The following is a 23,569-nucleotide window of genomic DNA, read 5'->3' as shown; positions in this document are numbered from 1 at the left end:
GGATGAAATTAGATATTATGCTAGATTTTGCCAATAAAGCGTCTGATATTATAGCTAATAAGATTGTCCCAAATACAGACATTATTATGGTAGTTTTACTTATTATTTGTGGGCTTTATTATAGTTTTTTAACTCGCTTTGTTCAGTTTCGTATGTTGAGTTCTGTATTTAAAATTCTTACAGAAAAAAACGAAGGACACGCTAAAGAACATATTTCACCTTTTCAAGCATTAATGATCTCAACTGCTTCTAGAGTTGGTATAGGAAATATTGCTGGAATTTCTTTGGCATTGGCTACAGGTGGAGCTGGTGCTTTATTTTGGATGTGGGTTATGGCATTTTTTGGTGGTGCCTCAGCATTTGCTGAAAGTACCTTAGCTCAAGTTTACAAATCAAAAGATGATACAGGCGGGTTTAAAGGTGGTCCAGCTTATTATATAAAAAAAGCCTTAGGCTCACATTTTTTTGGAGCTTTTTTTGCTTTTATTCTTATTATTACTTATGCTTATGGATTTAATGGACTTCAAAGTCAAACAATGACTTCGTCTTTTAAAGTTTATTATGATATGTTTAATCCAAATGCTGCTGTAGATTTTGCATCAAGTTCTTGGCCAATGATTATTGGTATTGTTTTAACTATTTTTGGTGCATGGATGTTTTTTTCTCACCATACTAAAATAGGTAAAATTAGTTCTTTAATTGTTCCTTTTATGGCTTTAGCTTATGTTTTACTTGCCGTGATTGCTGTTTTAATGAATTTTGATAAAATTCCTTCTGTGATTCATATGATTTTACAAAGTGCTTTTGATTTTAAAGCGATTTTTGGTGGTTTTGCTGGTTCTGCTTTGGTTATAGGGATTAAAAGAGGACTTTTTTCAAATGAAGCGGGTATGGGCTCGGCACCTAATGCAGCTGCAGCAGCTTTGACAAGTCATCCAGCTAAACAAGGTGTTATACAAGCCTTTTCAGTTTTAATTGATGTTGTTGTTTGTACAAGTTCTGGATTTTTAGTTCTTTTTTCTATGGCATATTTAGGACTTGGAGAAAGTAAAATTGATGGTGGAATGCCTTTAGTTCAAGAAGCTATGCGTGAGTATTACGGTAGCTTTGGAATCCATTTTATTACTATAGCTATTGTTCTTTTTGCAATAACTTCTTTAATAGGAAATTATTATTATGCTCAAGCTAATGTTAAATATTTAACAAATTCCAAATTTGCAATGAATTTGTTTAGAATTACAGCTGTGGCTATGATTTTTATAGGCTCACAAATGAATTTAAAACTTGCTTGGAATTTGGCTGATTTGACTATGGCTTTCATGGCAACGACAAATATTATATCTTTATTGCTTTTAGGTGGTATAGTAAATAAAGTTTTAAAAGATTTTAATATGCAACAAAAATCTGGTATAGATCCTAAATTTAATGCTAGCAAACTTGGAATTAAAAACGCTGAATGTTGGGATTAAAATTCATAAGCCTTAGTGGCTTATGAATTAATGATTTAAAACCTTGTTTAAAAATTCTCTCAATCTTTCATTGCTAGGATTTTCAAATACTTCTTTAGGGCTTGCATCAACAGCAATTTTTCCTTTATCCATAAAAAATATACGATTGGCAACATTTCTAGCAAAGCCCATTTCATGAGTTACTACAAGCATAGTTAAACCTTCTTTTGCAACATCTTTCATAATGCTTAGAACCTCGCCTATCATTTCAGGATCTAGAGCTGAAGTAGGTTCATCAAATAAAATAACATCAGGATTCATCATCAAGCTTCTAGCAATAGCTATGCGTTGTTTTTGTCCGCCAGAAAGCTTATGGGGCATTATATTTTCTTTGTCTACTAAACCCACCTTAGCAAGAAGTAATTTTGCTTTTTTTATGGCTTCTTCTTGACTTAAAATTCCTGTTTTAATGGGCGTTAAACATAAATTTTCCATAACATTTTTATTGGCAAAAAGATTAAAATGCTGAAATACCATGCTAACTTTTTGCCTGATCTTATTAATATCAATTTCTTTATCAAGTATGTTTTGCTTATTGATTAAAATTTCCCCACTATCAGCTAGTTCTAAGCGATTGATGCAGCGTAAAAATGTACTTTTTCCGCCTCCACTTGGACCTATGATAGCTATTACATCGCCTTTTGAGATTGTAGTGTTAATATTTTTTAAAACTTCTAATTCTCCATATTTTTTTTGTAAATTTTTAACTTCAATCATTTTTATTCATCCTAAGTTCAAGTTTTTTTGCAAAATAGCTAAAAATTTTTACACTTACATAATAAACAAGTCCAGTGAAAATAATAGGTTTTGGATTGTAAAGTACGGCTTGCAAGCTTTGACTTTGCATGGTAATATCAATAACACTAATAAATCCTACAACAGAAGTTTCCTTAAATAAAGAAATAAATTCATTAGCTAATGCAGGTAGAATGTTTTTAGTAGCCTGTGGAAGAATAATTTCTTTCATTGAAGTTTTGTAATCAAGTCCCATTGCTCTTGCAGCTTCCATTTGTCCCTTATCTACACTATTAATGCCACTTCTTACAATTTCTGCTATATAAGCCGAGCTATTAAGTCCTAGTGCAAGAATGGCTGCATAAAGGTTATCTATAAAAGTAAAAATTACAAAAGCAAAAATCATCAATTGTAAAATTACTGGTGTTCCTCGTATAATGTCTATATATTCATCTATAATAAAATTAAGCGTTTTAAATTTAGAGAAGTGTAAAATAGCTAAACTAAAACCAATAATCACTCCGATAATAACAGCGCAAGCAGTTAATAAAAGTGTAATAAGATAGCTTTTTAAATAAGCTTTTGCATTTTCTGTATAGCCATAGCTTACAACTCCACTAGGATCTTGAATTTTTAATATTTCTATTGGGAAAGAAAAATAGCCCCATAAAATAATAATAACAAAAAAAACAAAAATTTTTATATTTTTCTGATTCAATTTGCAAACCTTTTCAGAGAAATTATTTAAAAAAAGATTTTATAGAAATATCTTTGAATTTTCTCTAAAGATTTAAAAAAATGTGTTAGAATTTCCCAAAAATAAGGTTGTATTTATGGAAATTTTAGATTTCATTCTAATAGTTATTTTTGTGTTTTTAATGATTGTTTTGGTTATAGGTTTCAATCATCAAATGATGCAAAAAAACAAAGAAAGAGAAGAAAGATTTAAAAAATATAAAAAAGGAGAACAAAATGAGTAAAAAAGTATTAATTCCATTGGCTCAAGGTTTTGAAGAAGCTGAATTTATAGGAATTGCGGATGTTTTAAAACGAGCAAAAGAGTTAAATCCAGATTTGGAAGTTGTTATAGCTTCGTTAAACAGTGAGTTATTGGTAAAAGGTGCTAATAGCATTAGTATAAAAGCAGATTGTTCTATAGAGGATGTTGATATAGAAAATTTAGATGCTATTGCTTTGGCGGGTGGCTTTGAAGGTATGATGAATCTTAAGAATTCAAATGTTATTTTAAATATCATTAAACAACTTCATAGCAAAAATAAAATTGTTGCCGCAATCTGTGCTTCTCCTATAGTTTTAAATGAAGCAGGTGTTTTAGAGGGCGAGTTTGCTTGTTATCCTAGTTGTGAAGTTGGACTTAATGGAAATCGTGTTAACAAGGCTGTAGTTGTAAATAAAAATGTTATAACTTCAGCAGGTCCAGCTACGGCAATTCTTTTTGGTTTAGAACTAGCTAAAAAGTTATGCGGTGATGAAATTTATCAAAAATTATATGAGGGAATGTTGCTACCTTTGACAAAATAGTTTAAATGGTAGTTTTTCTACCATTTAAACTAAAATAAAGCTTGAGGATTTTCTTTTTTTGTTTTTTCCTTAGGCAGTTCAAAACCTCCAAGCATATGAAAATGCAAATGAAAAACTTCTTGTCCACTATTTTTTCCACAGTTTGTTACCAAGCGATATCCACTTTTATCTACACCTAAAAGAACAGCTAATTCTTGTATGAAACTTGTCATTTTGGCCATAAGTTCAGGATCAAATTCTTGAAAGTCTTTAAAATATTTTTTAGGGATTATAAGTATATGTATGGGTGCTTTGGGTGCAATATCATGAAATGCTAGAAAATCGTCACTTTCAAGCACTTTATTGCATGGAAGTTTACCTTCAACTATGAGTTCAAAAATTGTTTTTTCTTGCATTATTTATCCTTTTTTATTGTTGGTTTGATACAATTATATCTTTAAAGTTTGGTTTTTATGCTGAATTTAAAATAGTTTTTAATAGAATTAGAACTTGAAATATTTTATTTAAGGTAAGAAAATTGCAAAATTTTATAGAACAGATTCAAAAATGTGAGAATTTAAATGATTTGGAAGCCATTAGGATTTCCGTTCTTGGAAAAAAAGGTATTTTAACAGAAGGCTTTACAAAGCTTAAAGAGTTAGAAGATGAGGCGAAAAAAGAATTTGCTGCTAAATTAAATGCACAAAAAGAAATATTTAATGAGGCTTATTTAGCCAAATTTAAAGATTTGGAAAATCTTGCTTTAGAAGAAAGAATGAAACAAGATGCTTTAAATTTTAACTATTTTGATGAAAGTATTACAACAGGTGCCTTGCATCCTGTTATGAGCACCATGGATAAAATCATAGAATATTTTATAGCTTTGAATTTTAGCATAGAAAAAGGGCCTTTAATAGAAGATGACTTTCATAATTTTGAAGCGTTAAATTTACCTAAATCTCACCCCGCAAGAGATATGCAAGATACCTTTTATTTTGATGATAAAAGGCTTTTAAGAACACAAACTTCGCCAGTGCAAATACGGACAATGCTTGCACAAAAACCTCCTATTAGGATGATAGCCCCTGGTGCTGTATTTAGAAGAGATTTTGATATTACGCATACTCCTATGTTTCATCAAGTTGAAGGCCTTGTGGTGGAAGAAGGGCAAAAGGTTAGCTTTGCAAATTTAAAAAGTGTATTGGAAGATTTTTTGCGTTATATGTTTGGAGATGTGAAAGTTCGTTTTCGTCCAAGTTTTTTCCCATTTACAGAACCTTCTGCTGAAGTTGATATTTCTTGTGTATTTTGCAAAGGAAAGGGTTGTAGAGTTTGCAAACATACAGGTTGGCTTGAAGTTTTAGGATGTGGAATAGTTGATCCTAATGTTTATAATTTTGTTGGTTATGAAAATGTAAGTGGTTATGCTTTTGGATTGGGAGTAGAACGTTTTGCAATGCTTTTGCATCAAATTCCAGATTTAAGATCTTTATTTGAAGGTGATTTGAGATTATTGGAGCAGTTTAGATGATAATTACTAAAAGTTGGTTGAATGATTGGTTAGAACTTGAAGAAATAAGTTCAGATAAAATAGCTAAAACTTTAAACTCTATAGGTATAGAAGTTGATAGGGTTGGCGCTTTAAAGGCTCCAGATAAAGTTGTTGTAGGCTATGTTAAGGAAAAAATTAAACATGAAAATTCAGATAAATTAAGCATTTGTCAAATTGATATCGGAAGTGAAACCTTGCAAATTGTCTGCGGTGCTGCGAATGTTGATGCAGGACAATTTGTAGCTGTTGCAACTAAAGGTGCTATCATGCCAAACGGTATGGAAATAAAAGAAGCAAAATTGCGAGGAGTGGATTCTTGTGGTATGCTTTGTTCTAGTTTAGAACTGGGTTTTGAAAAAATCAATGAAGGAATTATGCTTTTAGATGAGAGTATAGGGAAATTAGAACTTGGGAGACCTTTAAATACTTATGAAATTTTTAATGATGAGCTAATAGAAGTGGAACTTACTCCTAATAGGGGTGATTGTTTAAGTATTTATGGTATAGCTCGTGATTTAGCCGCAGCTTTAAATTTAAATTTAAAAGAACCAAAACCATTTAAAGAAAGTGAAAATGTTTTAGGTATCGGTAGAATTTTGCGCTTAGCAGCTGAGAAAGAACTTAATGGACTTTATAATTATCGAGCCATAGAGCTAAAAGAAGAAATTCAAACAAATTTATTGCTTAGTTTAAGACTTGCTCAAATTGAAAGTTTGGGAAAAAATTCCATAGAAAATTTATTAAATTATGCAACGCATTCAACTGGTGTTCTTTTTAATGCTTATGATTTAAGTAGTTTTTCTGAAAAAGATGAAGAATTTACCATTAATTTAAGCAAGCAAGTGCATGGAGAAACAAAAGTATCTTGCAAAGATAAACTTTTAAGCTTTAGCGGAATTTTCCAAAATAATGAAAGTAGATGTAAAGATGATTCTAAAATAATTATTATTGAGGCTAATTATACCGATCCATTGGTAATTGCAGATGCTAAAATATATTATAAAGATCAAGATGAAAAAATGCTTTATAGAAGTTTTAGGGGAAGTGAACCTAAATTAAATTTAGGAATGGATTTTTTGCTTGGTATTTTTGAGCAGATTCCAAATCTTGTTATTTATAGTTCTTCTCAACAAATTTTAACTGACAAAGAATTACCAATCATACCAATAAGTATTGAAGGTATTAGCGATATAATAGGACAAAATGTTGATAAAGATGAAGTATTAAAAATATTAAAGAAATTAGGTTTTGAGCTCATACTTTCAGGTGAAGGGCTTATAAATGTTAAAGCACCTTTACATCGTCCTGATATTAAAAATTTATCAGATATTTGCGAGGAAGTTGTAAGAATTATAGGTATTGATAATATTGCTTCCAAGGGTTTAGAATTTATAGAAAAAAATCGTTTAAATTCTGCATATAAAAATTATATTGAGTTTTTAAATTTAAGAAAAAGAGCAGTAGCTAGTGGTTATTTTGAAAGCTTACATTATGTTTTGGATAATGGAGAAGAACTTAAAAGATTAGGTTTTGACTCTGTTAAATTAAAACTAATCAATCCAATTACAGCAGAACTTAATACTTTAAGAACAACCCTTTTAAATCATTTGTTAAATGCAGCAAGTTTAAATGCAAAAAATTCTAAAAAAATTATTAAACTTTTTGAATTAGGGGCTGTTTTCAATGTTAATAATCAAGAATTAAATCGTATTGCATTTATCCATTCTGGCTTAAAAGAAGAAGCTAAAATTTCCAACAAGGCCAAACCTGAATCGGTGCAATTTTATGATTTTCTTTTAGATATTAAAAATATTATAGGTGATTTTAAACTAAAATCATCAAAATATAATATTTTAAGCCCTTATGAACAAGCAGATATTTATCTATCGGATATTAAAGTAGGTTTTATAGGCCGTTTGCATTTAAAAATAGAAAATGAGAGAGATTTACCAAAAACATATATTTGCGAACTTGATTTAGATTTAATCAGGCAAGATTTTAAAATAGCTAAGCCTTACTCCAAATTCCCAGCTATCACTAGAGATCTTAGCGTGTTAATACCTAAAGGTTTTGAATACAATCAGATTAAAAATTGTATCGAAGAATTGAATTTAGAAATACTTGAAAATTTTCGTTTAGTTGATATTTATAGTGATGAAAACCTTAAAGAATTTTATAGCATTACTATAAGTTTTTCTTTTAGGGATATAAATAAAACTCTAGAAGATAATCAAGTGAATGAATGTATGGATAAAATTTTAAATACTCTTAAAAATTTGGGTCTTGATTTAAGATGAAAATTTACAAATTGCAAACTCCTGTAAATGCTATACTTGAAAATATAGCAGCAGATAAAAGCATATCTCATCGTTTTGCTATATTTTCGCTTTTAACACAAGAAGAAAATAAGGCTCAAAATTATCTCTTAGCTCAAGATACTTTAAACACTCTTGAAATTATAAAAAATCTTGGAGCTAAAATTGAACAAAAAGATTCTTGCGTCAAAATTATACCCCCTAAAGAAATTTTATCTCCAAATTGTATTTTAGACTGCGGAAATTCAGGAACTGCTATGCGTTTGATGATAGGATTTTTAGCAGGAATTTCTGGTTTTTTTGTTTTAAGTGGAGATAAGTATTTAAACAATCGTCCTATGAGAAGGATAAGCAAACCACTTACTCAAATAGGCGCTAGAATTTATGGAAGAAATGAGGCAAATTTAGCTCCACTTTATATAGAAGGTCAAAAATTAAAAGCTTTTAATTTTAAAAGCGAAATTTCTTCGGCTCAAGTTAAAACAGCTATGATTTTATCTGCTTTTAGGGCTGATAATGTATGCACTTTTAGTGAAATTTCTCTTAGTCGAAATCATAGTGAAAACATGCTAAAGGCTATGAAAGCTCCAATAAGGGTTAGTAATGATGGCTTAAGTCTTGAAATAAATCCTTTAAAAAAACCTTTAAAAGCTCAAAATATAATCATTCCTAATGATCCTTCTTCGGCTTTTTATTTTGTTTTAGCAGCTATTATTTTACCTAAATCTCAAATTATTTTAAAAAATATTTTGCTTAATCCTACTCGTATAGAGGCATATAAAATTTTGCAAAAAATGGGTGCCAAACTTGAAATGACAATAACTCAAAATGATTTTGAAACTATTGGTGAGATCAGGGTGGAGTCTAGCAAGCTTAATGGCATAGAAGTTAAAGATAATATCGCTTGGTTAATAGATGAAGCGCCTGCTTTGGCTATAGCTTTTGCTTTGGCTAAGGGTAAATCTAGTTTAATAAATGCTAAAGAATTACGCGTTAAAGAAAGCGATAGGATTGCTGTGATGGTTGAAAATCTAAAGCTTTGTGGTGTTGAAGCTAGAGAACTTGATGATGGTTTTGAAATAGAAGGTGGATGCGAACTAAAATCTTCAAAAATTAAAAGCTATGGAGATCACCGTATTGCTATGAGTTTTGCTATTTTAGGTTTGCTTTGTGGAATCGAGATTGATGATAGTGATTGTATAAAAACTTCTTTTCCAAATTTTATAGAGATTTTATCAAATTTAGGAGCTAGGATTGATTATTGAATTAGCAAAAAACTATGGTTTTTGTTTTGGTGTTAAAAGAGCTATTAAAAAAGCAGAACAAATAAAAGATGCTGCAACTATAGGCCCTCTTATTCACAATAACGAAGAAATTTCTCGTTTGCAAAAAAATTTTAATGTCAAAACTTTGGAAAATATACAAGCTTTAAGTAATGAAAAAAAGGCTATTATAAGAACTCATGGTATTACAAAGCAAGATTTAGAAGAATTGAGAAAAAAAGATATAGAAATTTTTGATGCCACTTGTCCTTTTGTTACAAAACCACAACAAATTTGCGAGCAAATGAGTAAGGAGGGTTATGAAGTTGTTATTTTTGGAGATGAAAATCATCCCGAAGTTAAAGGAGTCAAAAGTTATGTAAGTACAAAAGCTTATGTAGTTTTGGATAAAAAAGAACTTCAAAATATAAAACTTCCTAATAAAATAGCTGTAGTAAGCCAAACAACTAAGAAGCCTGAGCATTTTATGGAGATAGTAAATTTTTTAATACTTAAAACCAAAGAAGTAAGAGTTTTTAACACTATATGTGATGCAACCTTTAAAAATCAAGATGCCATTAAAGAACTCTCGCTTAAAAGTGATGTTATGGTTGTTGTAGGGGGTAAAAACTCAGCCAATACAAAACAACTTTTTTTAATTGCAAAAACCAATTGTGAAGATAGCTATCTAATTGAAACCGAAGAAGAGTTAAAAAAAGAATGGTTTTTGGATAAAAAACATTGCGGCATTAGTGCAGGTGCTAGTACTCCTGATTGGATCATACAAAAAGTTATCGCCAAAATAAAAAAATTTAAAATTAATTAAAAAATGTTTTCAAATAGAATAAAAAAGTCAAAAATTTAAAAAAAATTAACAAAAATAAAAAAACTTAACACTAATTAAAGAAAAATAAGGTAAAATCAATCAATTTCTAAAAATTATTTTAAAGGACCATAATGAGCGAGGTGAACAAAAAAGTTCAAGGCGGCGTAGATGATTATCTTGAGGAAGAAGATTTTGGACAGCTTTTAGAAGCTTTTGATAAATCAAGAGAAGAGGCTACAACAGAGGGTGTGATTGTAGAGATCAAAAATGATGAAGTTTATGTAGATATAGGTAAAAAATCTGAAGGTATTTTAGCTCTTAGCGAAATACAAGATGACAATTCTAAGCTATTATTTAATGTAGGCGATGGTATTAAAGTTGCTGTTATGGGTTCTCGTGGTGGCAGATCTTTACTTTCTCATAAAAAAGCTTTGAGAAAAGAAAAAGTTATCGAATTTATTAAAAACTATCAAGAAAATCAAGATGATATTTTTACCGTAAAAGTAGTTGGAAAAAATAAAGGCGGATTGATAGTTGTTGATGAAAATGATGTTGAATTTTTCTTACCAAAATCTCAATATGGCTTCAAAGAAACAAATAATATTATAGGCAAAACGTTTAAAGTTAAAATTATTAAAATCGACAAAGATGAGCAAAGTATCATTGTTTCTCGTAAAAAAACTTTAGATGACGAGAGAAGAAAACGCAAAGAATTGATCAATAATGTAGCACAACAAGAAGATTTAATTGAAGGTATTGTGAAAAAAATTACTACTTATGGTATGTTTGTGGATGTAGGAGGTGTTGATGGTCTTGTTCATTACAGCGAAATTTCTTACAAAGGACCTGTAAATCCTGGAACACTTTATAAAGAGGGTGATAAGGTTCCAGTTAAAGTTATAAAGTATGATAAAGAACGCAAACATTTATCCTTGTCTATAAAAGCGGCTTTACCCGATCCATGGAGCGAGATAAAAGATACTCTTGATGTAGGTGATACCATTAAAGTAATAGTATCAAATATAGAGCCTTATGGTGCTTTTGTGGATTTAGGAAATGATATAGAAGGATTTTTACATATCAGTGAAATTTCTTGGGATAAAAATATTAAAAATCCAAAAGATTATATCAACAAAGGTCAAGAAATTGATGTTGAAGTAATTGAAATCAATCCAAATGAAAGACGCTTAAGAGTTTCTTTAAGAAATTTACTTTCTAGACCTTTTGATGAATTTATGAAATCTTACAAAATTGCGGATGTGGTTGAAGGAGAAATTACCTCGGTAACTTCTTTTGGTGCGTTTGTTAAACTTGGCGGTATTGAAGGTCTATTGCATAATGAAGATGCTTCTTGGGATAGAAACGATAAATGTAAAGACAAATTCTCTCAAGGGGATAAAATCAAGGTAAAAATTATCAAAATAGATGAAGAAAACCAAAAAATATCATTAAGCACAAAAGAATTAAACAGTTCTCCAGTGCAAGAATATGCCAAAATTCATAAAGTCGGCGATATTGTAAAAGGCACTATCCGTGATATTAAAGATTTTGGTGTTTTTGTAGAGCTAAGTAAAAATGTTGATGCTTTAATTCATAAAGAAGATATAAGCACTTCTATGCTTGAAAATTTAAAAATTGGCGACGATATTGAAGCTGCTATAGTTTTTATTGATGAAAAGAAAAATAGAATTCGCCTAAGTGTCAAAAATCTTGTTAGAATGAAAGAAAGAGAAGTTCTTAATGAAATCAATAATGATGATAAAGTAACTTTAGGTGATATCATTAAAGATCAGCTAGCTTAATGAAAAAATACATTACAATAAGCATTTTGAGTATTTTATTACTCATTTTGCTTGCTGTTGTTTTTACATTGCTTTGGCAATTTAAAGCTAATGTAAATTTCATTCCACAATTTGCTAAAGATACAAATACGCAGCCAAGCATTCAAACCCAAAATCAAGATCTTTCATGGCAAGAAGAATTAGCAAAATGGCCTACAAGAGATTTTACCCCAGCAGCAGAAAAATTTACCTTATATTTTGATGCAGATACTAGCGAGCTTAAGGAGAAAAATAAATATTATCAGCTTATAGTTGGAAAATATGATATTTATTCTATGTTTTGCTTAAGGCAGACTTTAAATTCTTTTAATGTGAAGTATTTTCTTCTTAAATCTGGCGATAGTCCAGAAATCTTTTTGGATACAGGTAATGAAAAACTTATAGATGATATTATCAAAGAATTAAAAAAATATAAAATAAATACAGAAGTAAAGGAAATTTGGTTATGAAAAAAAAGATTATAGTGTGTGATGCTATTTTGGATAAAGGTGTCGATATTCTAAGAAAAGCTGAAGATATTGAGCTTATAGAAGCTGCAAAATTTCCAAAAGATGAACTTATGCAAATGCTAAGCGATATTGAAGTTGCGATTACTAGAAGTTCTACGGATGTAGATGTAAATTTTTTAAATCATGCCAAAAAATTAAAAGCGCTTGTGCGTGCTGGGGTGGGTGTAGATAATGTTGATATTCCAGAGTGTTCTAAACGAGGAGTGATTGTGATGAATGTCCCAACTGCAAATACTATTGCCGCAGTTGAACTAACAATGGCACATCTTTTAACATCAGCTAGAAGCTTTGTCAATGCTCATAATTTTTTAAAAATTGAAAGAAAATGGGAAAGAGAAAAATGGTATGGCATTGAATTGATGAATAAAACGCTAGGGGTTATAGGTTTTGGAAATATAGGTTCAAGAGTAGCTATCCGTGCTAAAGCATTTGGTATGAAAATTTTAGCCTATGATCCGTATATTTCTGCTTCTAAGATTACAGATTTAGATATGGAACAAGCAAAAAATTTGGATGAAATTTTAGAAAAAAGTGATTTTATTACCATTCACACACCAAAAACCAAAGAAACCAATGGTATGATAGGAAAGCAAGAAATTGCAAAAATGAAAGATGGAATAAGATTAATAAATTGTGCTCGCGGAGGATTATACACAGAAGAGGCTTTATATGAAGGTTTAAAAAGTGGTAAAATAGCATGGCTTGGTATAGATGTGTTCGATAAAGAACCCGCAACCAATCATCCTCTTTTAGACTTTGAAAATATTTCAGTTACTTCTCACCTAGGAGCAAATACTTTAGAAAGTCAAGACAATATCGCAAGAGAAGCTTGTGAGCAAGCATTAAGTGCAGCACGAGGCGTGGCTTATCCTAATGCCTTAAATTTACCAATTAAAACTGAAGACTTACCACCTTTTGTAGCTCCTTATATAGAACTTGTTTCTAAAATGGCTTTTTTAGCTGTTCAAATTGATAAAAATCCTATAAAAAGTATTAAATTAGAGGCTGAAGGAATTATTGGTGAGTATGCAAATTCTATGCTAACTTTTGCAGCTGTTGGTGCTTTGGGTGGAATTTTAGGAGAGAAAATTAATTATGTTAATGCAGAATTTGTTGCCAAAGAAAAAGGAGTTGAATTATCTTGCGAAACTCTTCCAAATAGTGGTTATAATAATAAACTTAGCGTTAAAATTATCACCGAAAATTCAAATATCAGTGTTTCAGGAACAGTGTTTAATGAAAATGAACAACGCATAGTTGGATTAAATGGCTTTAAAACTGATTTTAAGCCAAAGGGAAAAATGATTATTTTTAAAAACAAAGACATACCAGGAGTTATAGCTAAAATCAGTTCCGTTTTGGCAGCTAAAAATATCAACATAGCTGATTTTAGGCTTGGTAGAGATGGTTTTGGGTATGCTTTGGCTGTTGTTTTGATTGATGAAAAAGTTCAAAAAGAAGTATTAGATGAACTAAAACAATTAGAGGCGTGTGTATTTGTCCAATATGTTGAAATTTAAAATTTTAATTATAGAAGATGATATAGATTTAAACGAACTGCTTGTTTTAAAGTTAAAATCTAGTGGTTATGAAGTTATATCTTTAGCGGATTTTTTTGGAGTTGAAGATTTGCTCGATAATGAGCAAATTGATCTTTTAATAGTCGATAGAAATTTGCCCAGTGGAGATTCTTTAGAAAAAATTCAAGATTTAAGAGAGCAAGGATATAAAGAAGCAGTTATTTTTCTTACAGCCAAGGCTTTACATCAAGATTTACTCGAAGGCTTTGAAAGTGGTTGTGATGATTATGTTTGTAAACCTTTTGATTTCAATGAGCTTTTGCTTCGCATTAAAGCAATTTTAAAACGCCATAAAAAAGAAGAAGAAAAACTATCTTTTGGTGATTTTATTTTAGATTTGGTTAGTTATGAATTCTTTTACAAAAATCAAAAATTAGAAATCTCAAATCTTGACCATGAGCTTTTAAAATGTTTTTTTGAAAATCCAAATACCTTGCTTACTAGACAATTTTTAAGCGAAAGTGTTTGGAAAGATGATACTACAAGTGATAAAACAATCAATATAGCTCTAACAAGACTTAGAAATAAATTTCCAAAACTAAAAGATCATATTATAAGTGTTAGGGGTATTGGCTATAAATTATGCTAAAAACTAAAAATATTTTTATAGTTTTTTTTGTTGTATTGGCTTTGATTTTTGGGTTTATTTTTTATACTTTTACTAATTCTTATCTTAATTTCTTGCTTATAAAACAATATGAACAAAAAATCAAAAGCCTTGATGATATTTTAAAATTTTCTCTCTTAGAGCATTTAAATGATGCTAATATCAAGGATTTTGCTAAAGATACTAGGGCTGATTTTATTATCCTAAACAATGATATGAAAATAAGTTCTGTAAAAAATCCTGATTTTTTTTCTAATCTTAAAGAAGGAGAAATTTTAAATTTCAATTCAAAAAAAATTCTCACTAAAAGCTTTATTTACAAAGGATATAAATATATTATTATTGTTTATCCTCGTTTTTTAGATTTAGAACTTTTTTGGACAAAAATGGCAATCGGTTTTGGAGTATGCTTGCTGTTTGTTTTTATTTTAATGTTGTTGTTAAGTAGAAGAATAGAGAAAAATTTTAATAAAATTTTGGATTTTTTGGATTCTATAGGGGATCATAAAGTTGTTATATTAGAAAAAGGAATGTTTAAAGAATTTAATTTACTAAATGAGAAACTTTTAAAAACTAAGGATAAAATTCTAAAGAATACCCAAAAAAATAAAAAACAAAGCGATAAAATCACTTTAAAAAATACTCAGCTTGCTAGCGTGATTTCTGCTATTTCTCATGAGCTTAAAAATCCATTAAGCGTGATTGATCTTAGCTTAGAGATGCTAAAAGATGAGAAATTGGAAGATAAAAAATTAAAAAAGGAATTACTAGAAAAAATTTCACGTCAAAGCGTTAAACTTAATGCTTTAACCCATAAGCTTAATTTTGTTTTTAATCTTAATAGTGAAGCCTTGCAGATGCAAGAATTTGATCTTTTTTCTCTATGTGAAAAAATCACTAAAAACCCAGGCTTTGAAAGAGTTGCATTGCAAGGTAAAAGCACGAAAGTTAAGGCTGATGAATTTTTAATCGAGCAAGTGATTATAAATTTGCTTTCTAATGCTTTAAAATATAGTCAAAAAGAAGTCATTTTAACGGCAAGAGATCAAAAGATAATAGTGCAAGATTTTGGAAAAGGCATAGAAGAAGATAAAATAAAATTGATTACAAAAAAATTTTATAAAATTGATGTAAAAAGTGATAATTCTTTTGGTTTGGGACTTTTTTTAGTAAAGAAAATTTTAAATATACATAAAAGTTATCTTGAAATTTCTAGCACTTTAGGTTATGGTTCTAGTTTTAGCTTTAAACTCAGTCAAGGATAAAAAATGGCTCTTATAGATTTAATTGAAGCTTCAAAAAAATTTGGAGACAAAATAGTTTTAAATGAAGTAAATTTTAGCGCAAACGAGGGAGAAAAGATTGCTATTATAGGCAAAAATGGAGAAGGAAAATCTACTTTTTTAAAAACGCTTTTAGGCACACTTCCTTTAGATAGCGGTAGAATAATAAGACAAAATGGAAAAAGCATAGCCATGCTTTCACAAACCGTTGATTTTAATGCAAATTTAAGCGTAAAAGAAGCCATCAAGCAAGAGCTTGTAGAAATTTACAATACCTTAGAAGAATATGAAATACTGCATAAAAAATTAGAAGAAGATCCTAGTAATAAAGATTATCTTCAAAAAATAGATACGCTTATGACTTTGATTGATAGTAAAGATGCTTGGAGTATAGAATCTAAAATAATACGCGTTTTAAAAGAATTTAGTTTACTTGAGTATGAAAATCGCATTATATCTACTTTAAGTGGTGGAGAAATACGCCGCGTTGGGCTTTGCATACTTTTACTAAAAAATCCTGATATTTTATTGCTTGATGAACCAACTAATCATTTAGATGTATATATGACAAGCTTTTTGGAAGAATTGCTAAAAAATTCAAAGATGTGTGTGATTTTTATTTCCCATGATAGATATTTTATTGACGCTATAGCACACAAGTGTGTAGAAGTAGAGCAGGGTAAGCTTAGTATTTTTAAAGGCGGATATGCAAACTATTTAGAGAAAAAAACACAAATTTTGCAAAGCCTTGCTAAGAGCCATGAAACTCTTTTAAAGCAATTAAAAAGCGAAGAAGAATGGCTTAGAAGAGGGGTTAAAGCAAGACTTAAAAGAAATGAAGGACGAAAAGAACGCATTTTTAAAATGCGTGAAGAAGCGAAAAAAAATCCTGGGGCAATCAAACGCTTAAAACTTGAAATTTCAAGAGCGGCTTTAAATTTTAATGGAGAAAAAACGATCAATCGTAAAAAAATGCTTTTTGAGCTTAAAAATATAAGCAAAAATATAAACAATAAAAATCTTTTTAAAGATTTTTCAACGCGTATTTTACAAGGTGAACGCATAGCTATCGTAGGAAGAAATGGTTGTGGAAAATCAACATTGTTAAAAATTCTTCTAGGGCAAATAAAACAAGATAGCGGTGAAATAAAACGCGGAGAGCTTAAGATAGGATATTTTGATCAGGCTAGAAGCTTGGTAAATTCTGATAAAAGCTTGCTTGAAATTTTTTGTCCCAATGGTGGAGATAGGGTTGAAGTTCGTGGTAAAAATATGCATGTTTATGGATATTTGAAAAATTTTCTATTTCCTAAGGAATTTTTAGATAAAAGCGTGGCTCTTTTAAGTGGTGGAGAGAAAAATCGCGTTGCTTTAGCCTTGCTTTTTACTAAAGAATATGATGTTTTGATTTTAGATGAGCCAACTAATGATCTTGATATAGCTACGATTAATATATTAGAAGAATACTTACTTAGTTTTGAAGGGGCTATTTTGCTAGTATCACACGATAGATATTTTGTTGATAAAATCGCAACAAAACTTTATGCTTTTGAGGGAAATGGATATATAAATATTTTACACACTCTTTATACTGAATATCTTGAAAATGAAAAAGAAATTGAAGAATTGGATAATTTTGCTTTAGAGCTTCAAACCCAAGAGCAAAATAATAACCAAAAAGAAAAAAGCTCCAAAAAATTGAGCTACAAAGAAAATGAGATATTAAAAAACCATCCTGAAAAAATAGATTTTTTAGAGCAAAAGATAGCTAAATTAAATCAAGATTTATCCGATCCAAATGTATATCAAGAAATAGGTATTAACAAGCTTTATCAAGAGCTTGAAGTAATGCAAAAAGAACTTGAAATTCTAGAAAATGAGTATTTTTTAGTATTAGAGAAAAGCGAGAATTTATAATTAAAGAGATTTTATATTTTTTATTCTATGGAGCGGGAAACGAGATTCGAACCCGCGACCCCAACCTTGGCAAGGTTGTGCTCTACCCCTGAGCTATTCCCGCAAAAAATAAGTGGTGCCCGAGGTCGGACTCGAACCGACACAAGGTTGCCCTTACCAGATTTTGAGTCTGGCGCGTCTACCAGTTTCACCACTCGGGCTCATTTTATAAGATTTAAAGCTAAAATTATACTTTTTTAGGCTAAAAAATACTTTAAAAATAAAAAGTATTTTCAAAAAGACAATATAAAATTATATAATTTAAATTTTTGGAACAGTTATTGCTTTTGTTTATTAGCAATGTTTGAAAAGATTTTAACTTTAATACTTTAGAGGAAAAAAATGAGAATTACAAATAAACTTAACTTCACAAATAGTGTGAATAATTCTATGGGCGGTCAAAGTGCTTTATATCAGATATCTCAACAACTTGCTTCAGGTTTGAAAATACAAAATTCATATGAAGATGCAAGCACTTATATAGATAATACGCGTCTTGAATATGAAATTAAAACATTAGAACAAGTAAAAGAATCAACAAGTAGAGCTCAAGAAATGACTCAAAATAGTATGAAAGCTTTACAAGATATGGTTAAACTTCTTGAAGATTTTAAAGTTAAAGTAACCCAAGCTGCAAGCGATAGCAATTCTCAAACCTCAAGAGAAGCTATAGCAAAAGAACTAGAACGTATAAAAGAAAGCATAGTTCAGCTTGCAAATACCAGTGTTAATGGTCAGTATCTTTTTGCAGGTTCTCAAGTTGCAAACAAACCTTTTGATTCTAATGGAAATTATTATGGAGATAAAAATAATATTAATGTAGTAACTGGAGCTGGAACTGAAAGCCCATACAATATACCAGGTTGGGATTTATTTTTTAAAGCAGATGGAGACTATAAAAAACAAATAAGCACTAATGTTAGTTTTACAGATAATCGTTGGGATTTAAATAAAGACCCTGATAAAACTAAATATCTCACAGGAGATTCTAAATGGCAACAACTTATCGGACAGGGTTATGTAAAAGATAATAGCTTAGATGCTGACAAAGACTTTGAGTATGATGATAGCAAACTAGATTTTCCTCCAACAACTCTTTATGTTCAAGGAACCAAGCCTGATGGAACAAGTTTTAAAAGTGCTGTACTCGTCAAACCCGAAGATACTTTAGAAGATGTAATGGAAAATATTGGAGCTCTTTATGGTAATACTCCAAATAATAAAGTAGTAGAAGTAAGTATGAATGATAGTGGTCAAATTCAAATTACAGATCTAAAGCAAGGTAATAATAAACTCGATTTTCATGCTGTAGCTTTCACACCACAAGCTGATACCAAAGATGAACTTAAAAATATTATTGAAGCTGCTAATCAAGAGGGTATTTCAATGAATGAAGTTACAAATAGGGTTATGCAAGCTGCTACGGCTGCTCCTAGTAATGGAGATATAACAAAATTAAACAACCCTGTAACTGTAACAATCAACAATCAACAATTCACAATCGATTTAAAACAAACTGATTTTATCAAAAGTAAAATGACAGATACAGATGGAAATGCTGCTAATGGAGCTGATTACGATAATGTGTATTTTGAAAAAAATGGCAATACTGTTTATGGTAATGTTTCTCAAGTTATCAAAGGAAGCAATGCTTATGCCACTGATTCAACCAAACTTAGCGAGGTAATGGCAGGAGATAGCCTAAATGGTACTACTTTAAATTTAAAAGTCAATTCCAAAGGTGGAAATTCTTACGATGTTACTATAAATTTACAAACTTCAACTGTAAGCTATCCTGATCCTAATAATCCAGGTCAAACCATAAGCTTTCCTATTATGCATACTAATCCTGCAACTGGAAATAGTGGGGTTGTTACAGGATCAAATGATATTACTTATGGTCAAATTAATGATATTATAGGTATGTTTGCTGCAGATAAAATTCCTACAACAACCATACAAGCCAATAATGGTCAAATTAATAATGCAGATTATACCCAAATACAACAACTCATGAAAGATTCACAAGCTACTGTTGATGTAAGTATGGATTATAAAGGTCGTATTAGTGTTACTGATAAACTTTCTTCAGGCACTAATATAGAAATTTCTCTTAGTGATTCTCAAAGTGGCCAATTTCCAGCACCTCCTTTTACCACAACTTCTACTGTACAAAATGGTCCAAATTTTAGTTTTAGCGCGAATAATTCTTTAACTATAGATGAGCCAAATGTGGATATTATTAAAGATTTAGATTCAATGATTGATGCTGTTTTAAAAGGCAATATGAGAGCAGACTCCGAAAGTGAAAACCCTAGAAATACAGGTATGCAAGGAGCTTTAGAAAGACTTGATCATTTAGCAGATCATGTTAGCAAGCTTAATACAACTATGGGAGCATATCATAATACTATCGAAGGTGTTAATACACGCACATCCTTTTTAAGCGTTAATGTCCAAAGTATAAAATCAAATGTGATTGATGTAGATTATGGTGAGGCAATGATGAATTTAATGCAAGTTCAACTTGCATATCAAGCTTCTCTTAAAGCTAGTACAACAATTTCTCAACTTAGCTTATTAAATTATATGTAAAATTTTTTATGGTATAATTTGGCTTTGATTTTATTTTCAAGGAAAGAATATTAAAAAAGAAGCCATTTTTACCAGCTCCACGCTTGTTATTTTTTATCTTTGTCTTTGTATGCTAGCACCTGGCATGGGAGAATGGGTTTACAAGGCTAATTTATTTTTATTTGGAGAATTTGGGTATTATTATCCATTTTCTTTGCTTATATTAAATTATCTCTACTATAAAAAAAAATATAAAATAGAAAATTTTAAGCGTAGGGAGCTTTTTGGTTTTTCTTTGGCCTTTTTTTCTGCCTTGCTTTTATTTTCTGTCTTTTATAGAGAGTTTGGGTATATTTTAGAAATTGTATATGGATTTTTTTCTATAATCTTAGGGCGTACAGGGAGTGGAATTTTTGCTCTTTTACTTCTACTATTTTCTTTGGTTTTATTGTTTCCAAAATTTGCAAAAGAAATTTTAAAAATAGAATTAGATTTTACTTATTTATTAAAAATAGAGCAAGCTTTTAAATCTTTACTTATGCGTGTATTTGGTGGAGAAAACGAGAAAGAAGATGTAGGTAAATCAGAACCTATAGCTCCAAAATTAAATATTTTGCAAGATAGTATTTATGGAAATTTACAAATAAACAAAAAAGGGGAAACCAATAACTTAGAACAGATAATTAAAGATAGCAATATCAATGCAAGTAAAAATTCAATTACCACGGCCAAGGAAAATTTTGAAAAACTAAAAAATCAAATTTTAGATGAAACCATAGAGATTGATAAACAAAGTTTAAAAGAATCAAGAAGTTTTGTTTATGAGCATTCTCAACAAGTGCGAAATTTCGCACAAAAGGCTAGTAAAATGAGCATTAGTCTTGATGAAGATTTTAATTTTATTTCAGAAGAAGAGGTAGATATGATTCCTGAACGTTTTTTAAAACCTAAAAAACTTGAAGATATAAAGCAAATAGATACAAATAAAAATTTAGATGAGCCAAGTTATAAACGTAAAAATATTGAAATTCCAGTTTCTAATCAAGAAGTTAAACCAAAAATTTTTACAAAAGAGCTTGAACTTAGAGAGAATTTGATAAAAAAAGAAAAACTAGAACAAGAATACAAAGCCTATCAAAATGAAATTTTAGAAAATAAAGTAAAACAAGAAATTAAAAAATTAGAAGAATATGATGCGATAAATTCAAGCGATATTATAGAAGGGAATAAATATAGTTTTAATAGCCCAAAAACAATTAAAACAGAAACAGAAGAATCAGACAAAATAAATGAAAATAAAAATCTAGATAAAGCAGACAATATCTTTGAATTTGCTCCCATTGTAGAAGAGTTAAATCATCCTTATATAGAACCTACTCCTATAAAAAATATAAATGAAATAGTTATAGAAGAAAAAAATACACTCGATTTTATCCAAAATACAGAAACTAAAATCGATAATGAAAAAACAAATGATCAAGAAATTAAACTTCAAAAAGCAGTTTTAGCCAAAGAAATTGCTATTAACCAAGCTTTATTGCGTGAAATAGAGCAGGGCGAAGTAGAAAAACCAAAAGATTTCACCTTGCCGCCATTAGATTTTTTAGCTAATCCAAAAGAACACAAACAAGAAATCAATGAAAGTGAAATAGATAAAAAAATTTATAATCTTCTTGAAAAATTGCGTCGTTTTAAAATAGGCGGCGATGTTATAAGCACTTATGTTGGTCCTGTGGTAACTACTTTTGAATTTCGTCCTAGTGCAGATGTGAAAGTAAGTCGTATTTTAAATTTACAAGATGATTTAACTATGGCTTTAATGGCAAAATCAATCCGTATTCAAGCTCCAATACCAGGAAAAGATGTTGTAGGTATAGAAGTTCCAAATGATGAAATTCAAACCATTTATTTAAGAGAAATTTTACAAAGTGAAGTTTTTAAAAACGCTAAAAGTCCTTTAACCATAGCTTTAGGTAAAGATATAGTAGGCAATGCTTTTGTAACCGATCTTAAAAAACTTCCGCATTTACTCATCGCAGGAACGACAGGTAGTGGTAAAAGTGTGGGGATAAATTCTATGCTTTTAAGTCTTTTATATCGCAACTCTCCAAAAACCTTGCGTTTGATGATGATAGATCCTAAGATGCTTGAATTTAGCATTTATAATGACATTCCTCATCTTTTAACTCCTGTTATCACAGATCCAAAAAAAGCAGTCAATGCGCTTTCAAATATGGTAGCTGAAATGGAAAGACGCTATCGCTTAATGGCTGATGCAAAAACCAAAAATATAGAAAATTACAATGAAAAAATGAAAGAATTAGGCGGAGAAGAACTTCCTTTTATTGTAGTAATTATCGATGAACTTGCTGATTTGATGATGACTGCGGGTAAAGATGTAGAATTTTATATAGGAAGACTTGCGCAAATGGCAAGAGCAAGTGGAATCCACTTGATTGTAGCTACACAACGACCTTCTGTTGATGTTGTAACAGGACTAATTAAAGCGAATTTACCAAGTAGAATTTCTTATAAAGTAGGGCAAAAAATTGACTCTAAAGTTATTTTAGATGCTATGGGTGCTGAAAGTTTACTTGGAAGAGGGGATTGTTTATTTACTCCTCCTGGAACAAGCTCTATAGTGCGTTTGCATGCGCCTTTTGCAAGCGAATTTGAAATAGAAAAAATCGTGGATTTTCTAAAGGATCAACAAAGCGTAGAATATGATGAAAGCTTTTTAAAGGATCAACAAAGCGTAGGTGTTACAACAAATGAAAGCTTTGATGGGGAAGTAGATGAGCTTTATGAAGAAGCTAAAAGAGTAATCTTAGAAGATGGAAAAACAAGCATTTCTTATTTACAACGCCGTTTAAAAATCGGCTATAACCGCTCTGCAAATATTATTGAACAACTTACGCAAAACGGGATTTTAAGCGAACCTGATGCCAAAGGACAAAGGGAAATCTTGTAAGATTTTTCTTGTGTTTTTGATATATAAAACTGATTACAAAAGAAGAAATTTAAAAGGTAAAAGCCCCGTAAAAAGGGCTTAAAAATTATTTATCTCTAAGATTTAATTCAGTAATTAACTTACTATAAGAATTATAATCTTTTCTTTTAAGATAAGATAAAAGTCTTTTTCTTTGACCTACAAGTTTTAGAAGTCCTAATCTTGATGAAAAGTCTTTTTTGTAGATTTTTAAATGTTCTGTAAGTTCTGCAATTCTTGCAGTTAAAAGAGCTACTTGAACTTCTGTTGAACCAGTATCACCTGGTTTTTTAGCGAATTTCGCAACTATTTCTGCTTTTTTGGCCGAATCCAAAGCCATGATAGACCTCCTGATTGGTAAAATAATAAAATTAAAGAACTGTAATTTTATCTTAAAAAGCAAAAAATAAACTGAATTTATCTTTTTTAGAAGGTTTTGTCAAAATTTAAGTCTTTTTCTAAGAATTATTTATTATAATTACAGCTATTTCTGTAGTTATAACAAGGAGAA

At 30.0% G+C, this 23,569-nt stretch carries 19 protein-coding genes and 2 tRNA genes; 15 read left to right on the top strand and 6 right to left on the bottom strand.

The genetic code is table 11. The annotated features are described in order from the left end of the window. Nucleotides 1-2: 2 nt before the first annotated feature. Nucleotides 3-1,469 (top strand): sodium:alanine symporter family protein, encoded by a 1,467-nt coding sequence (locus tag AJ889_RS07575; protein ID WP_002935796.1) that lies wholly within the window; start codon nucleotides 3-5, stop codon nucleotides 1,467-1,469. 27 nt (nucleotides 1,470-1,496) lie between these two features. On the opposite strand, the gene AJ889_RS07570 is transcribed toward AJ889_RS07575, so the two are convergent. Both AJ889_RS07570 and AJ889_RS07565 read right to left on the bottom strand, forming a co-directional pair. Continuing rightward, entirely contained in the window at nucleotides 1,497-2,225 is a 729-nt protein-coding gene (locus AJ889_RS07570; protein WP_032584932.1) for an amino acid ABC transporter ATP-binding protein, read from the bottom strand. Further along, complete coding sequence (locus AJ889_RS07565; RefSeq protein WP_002860538.1) at nucleotides 2,218-2,961, bottom strand: amino acid ABC transporter permease; 744 nt, start codon at nucleotides 2,959-2,961, stop codon at nucleotides 2,218-2,220. The genes AJ889_RS07570 and AJ889_RS07565 overlap by 8 nt, the downstream gene beginning before the upstream one ends. 82 nt (nucleotides 2,962-3,043) lie before the next feature. Between AJ889_RS07565 and AJ889_RS07560 the strand changes: the two genes are divergently transcribed. Further along, complete coding sequence (locus tag AJ889_RS07560) at nucleotides 3,044-3,223, top strand: hypothetical protein (protein WP_010891894.1); 180 nt, start codon at nucleotides 3,044-3,046, stop codon at nucleotides 3,221-3,223. Then, complete coding sequence (locus AJ889_RS07555) at nucleotides 3,216-3,785, top strand: DJ-1 family glyoxalase III (protein ID WP_002852508.1); 570 nt, start codon at nucleotides 3,216-3,218, stop codon at nucleotides 3,783-3,785. Before AJ889_RS07560 ends, AJ889_RS07555 begins: the two co-directional genes overlap by 8 nt. A 29-nt stretch (nucleotides 3,786-3,814) precedes the next feature. Here AJ889_RS07555 and AJ889_RS07550 read toward each other — a convergent pair whose 3' ends face one another. Next, entirely contained in the window at nucleotides 3,815-4,180 is a 366-nt protein-coding gene (locus AJ889_RS07550; protein WP_002852408.1) for a histidine triad nucleotide-binding protein, read from the bottom strand. Between the two features lie 122 nt (nucleotides 4,181-4,302). Here AJ889_RS07550 and pheS point away from each other — a divergent pair, with 122 nt between their 5' ends. From pheS to abc-f, 10 genes are all read left to right on the top strand, one after another. Then, nucleotides 4,303-5,295 (top strand): phenylalanine--tRNA ligase subunit alpha, encoded by a 993-nt coding sequence (pheS, locus tag AJ889_RS07545; RefSeq protein WP_002852567.1) that lies wholly within the window; start codon nucleotides 4,303-4,305, stop codon nucleotides 5,293-5,295. Next, nucleotides 5,292-7,613 (top strand): phenylalanine--tRNA ligase subunit beta, encoded by a 2,322-nt coding sequence (gene pheT, locus AJ889_RS07540; protein WP_032584935.1) that lies wholly within the window; start codon nucleotides 5,292-5,294, stop codon nucleotides 7,611-7,613. The genes pheS and pheT overlap by 4 nt, the downstream gene beginning before the upstream one ends. Next, complete coding sequence (aroA, locus tag AJ889_RS07535; RefSeq protein ID WP_002860532.1) at nucleotides 7,610-8,896, top strand: 3-phosphoshikimate 1-carboxyvinyltransferase; 1,287 nt, start codon at nucleotides 7,610-7,612, stop codon at nucleotides 8,894-8,896. Before pheT ends, aroA begins: the two co-directional genes overlap by 4 nt. Further along, nucleotides 8,886-9,719 carry a 4-hydroxy-3-methylbut-2-enyl diphosphate reductase gene (locus AJ889_RS07530; protein WP_002870043.1) on the top strand — a complete coding sequence of 278 codons (834 nt, stop codon included), beginning with the start codon at nucleotides 8,886-8,888 and terminating at the stop codon, nucleotides 9,717-9,719. The genes aroA and AJ889_RS07530 overlap by 11 nt, the downstream gene beginning before the upstream one ends. 131 nt (nucleotides 9,720-9,850) lie before the next feature. Continuing rightward, nucleotides 9,851-11,521 (top strand): 30S ribosomal protein S1, encoded by a 1,671-nt coding sequence (locus AJ889_RS07525; RefSeq protein ID WP_002870044.1) that lies wholly within the window; start codon nucleotides 9,851-9,853, stop codon nucleotides 11,519-11,521. Then, a complete protein-coding gene (locus AJ889_RS07520; protein WP_002856886.1) occupies nucleotides 11,521-12,009 on the top strand; it encodes a hypothetical protein in 489 nt (162 codons plus the stop codon). The genes AJ889_RS07525 and AJ889_RS07520 overlap by 1 nt, the downstream gene beginning before the upstream one ends. Further along, nucleotides 12,006-13,589 (top strand): phosphoglycerate dehydrogenase, encoded by a 1,584-nt coding sequence (gene serA, locus AJ889_RS07515; protein ID WP_002852643.1) that lies wholly within the window; start codon nucleotides 12,006-12,008, stop codon nucleotides 13,587-13,589. The genes AJ889_RS07520 and serA overlap by 4 nt, the downstream gene beginning before the upstream one ends. Next, entirely contained in the window at nucleotides 13,576-14,238 is a 663-nt protein-coding gene (locus tag AJ889_RS07510) for a response regulator transcription factor (protein WP_032584938.1), read from the top strand. Before serA ends, AJ889_RS07510 begins: the two co-directional genes overlap by 14 nt. Then, the gene (locus AJ889_RS07505) at nucleotides 14,232-15,521 is read left to right on the top strand and encodes a sensor histidine kinase KdpD (protein WP_070293352.1); all 1,290 of its coding nucleotides are present in this window, start codon (nucleotides 14,232-14,234) and stop codon (nucleotides 15,519-15,521) included. Before AJ889_RS07510 ends, AJ889_RS07505 begins: the two co-directional genes overlap by 7 nt. A gap of 3 nt (nucleotides 15,522-15,524) precedes the next feature. Further along, nucleotides 15,525-17,456 (top strand): ribosomal protection-like ABC-F family protein, encoded by a 1,932-nt coding sequence (gene abc-f, locus AJ889_RS07500; RefSeq protein ID WP_002859546.1) that lies wholly within the window; start codon nucleotides 15,525-15,527, stop codon nucleotides 17,454-17,456. Between the two features lie 28 nt (nucleotides 17,457-17,484). Here the strand turns inward: abc-f and AJ889_RS07495 are convergent. Next, nucleotides 17,485-17,559: transfer RNA gene (locus AJ889_RS07495), tRNA-Gly, on the bottom strand. Between the two features lie 10 nt (nucleotides 17,560-17,569). Beyond that, nucleotides 17,570-17,656 (bottom strand) — tRNA-Leu (locus AJ889_RS07490). Nucleotides 17,657-17,837: 181 nt separating this feature from the next. On the opposite strand from AJ889_RS07490, the gene flgL reads away from it, so the two are divergent. Further along, nucleotides 17,838-20,090 carry a flagellar hook-associated protein FlgL gene (gene flgL, locus AJ889_RS07485; RefSeq protein ID WP_002934574.1) on the top strand — a complete coding sequence of 751 codons (2,253 nt, stop codon included), beginning with the start codon at nucleotides 17,838-17,840 and terminating at the stop codon, nucleotides 20,088-20,090. A gap of 109 nt (nucleotides 20,091-20,199) precedes the next feature. Next, nucleotides 20,200-23,040 carry a DNA translocase FtsK gene (locus AJ889_RS07480; RefSeq protein WP_032580953.1) on the top strand — a complete coding sequence of 947 codons (2,841 nt, stop codon included), beginning with the start codon at nucleotides 20,200-20,202 and terminating at the stop codon, nucleotides 23,038-23,040. An 85-nt stretch (nucleotides 23,041-23,125) separates the two neighbouring features. On the opposite strand, the gene rpsO is transcribed toward AJ889_RS07480, so the two are convergent. Next, the gene (rpsO, locus tag AJ889_RS07475) at nucleotides 23,126-23,398 is read right to left on the bottom strand and encodes a 30S ribosomal protein S15 (protein WP_002852579.1); all 273 of its coding nucleotides are present in this window, start codon (nucleotides 23,396-23,398) and stop codon (nucleotides 23,126-23,128) included. Nucleotides 23,399-23,569 lie beyond the last annotated feature (171 nt).

The organism is Campylobacter sp. BCW_6468 (assembly GCF_001762865.1).
Taxonomy (GTDB): domain Bacteria; phylum Campylobacterota; class Campylobacteria; order Campylobacterales; family Campylobacteraceae; genus Campylobacter_D; species Campylobacter_D jejuni.
The sequence above is the reverse complement of the archived record's forward strand: the minus strand, read 5'-3'. Positions and strand labels throughout refer to the sequence as shown.

Coding starts and splice junctions, on each gene's coding strand:
- AJ889_RS07505 (WP_070293352.1), top strand. CDS start 14,232: ATGCTAAAAACTAAAAATATTTTTATAGTTTTTTTTGTTGTATTGGCT.
- AJ889_RS07550 (WP_002852408.1), bottom strand. CDS start 4,180: ATGCAAGAAAAAACAATTTTTGAACTCATAGTTGAAGGTAAACTTCCA.
- abc-f (WP_002859546.1), top strand. CDS start 15,525: ATGGCTCTTATAGATTTAATTGAAGCTTCAAAAAAATTTGGAGACAAA.
- serA (WP_002852643.1), top strand. CDS start 12,006: ATGAAAAAAAAGATTATAGTGTGTGATGCTATTTTGGATAAAGGTGTC.
- AJ889_RS07480 (WP_032580953.1), top strand. CDS start 20,200: ATGCTAGCACCTGGCATGGGAGAATGGGTTTACAAGGCTAATTTATTT.
- AJ889_RS07570 (WP_032584932.1), bottom strand. CDS start 2,225: ATGATTGAAGTTAAAAATTTACAAAAAAAATATGGAGAATTAGAAGTT.
- flgL (WP_002934574.1), top strand. CDS start 17,838: ATGAGAATTACAAATAAACTTAACTTCACAAATAGTGTGAATAATTCT.
- aroA (WP_002860532.1), top strand. CDS start 7,610: ATGAAAATTTACAAATTGCAAACTCCTGTAAATGCTATACTTGAAAAT.
- AJ889_RS07520 (WP_002856886.1), top strand. CDS start 11,521: ATGAAAAAATACATTACAATAAGCATTTTGAGTATTTTATTACTCATT.
- AJ889_RS07575 (WP_002935796.1), top strand. CDS start 3: ATGAAATTAGATATTATGCTAGATTTTGCCAATAAAGCGTCTGATATT.
- AJ889_RS07510 (WP_032584938.1), top strand. CDS start 13,576: ATGTTGAAATTTAAAATTTTAATTATAGAAGATGATATAGATTTAAAC.
- AJ889_RS07525 (WP_002870044.1), top strand. CDS start 9,851: ATGAGCGAGGTGAACAAAAAAGTTCAAGGCGGCGTAGATGATTATCTT.
- AJ889_RS07555 (WP_002852508.1), top strand. CDS start 3,216: ATGAGTAAAAAAGTATTAATTCCATTGGCTCAAGGTTTTGAAGAAGCT.
- pheT (WP_032584935.1), top strand. CDS start 5,292: ATGATAATTACTAAAAGTTGGTTGAATGATTGGTTAGAACTTGAAGAA.
- rpsO (WP_002852579.1), bottom strand. CDS start 23,398: ATGGCTTTGGATTCGGCCAAAAAAGCAGAAATAGTTGCGAAATTCGCT.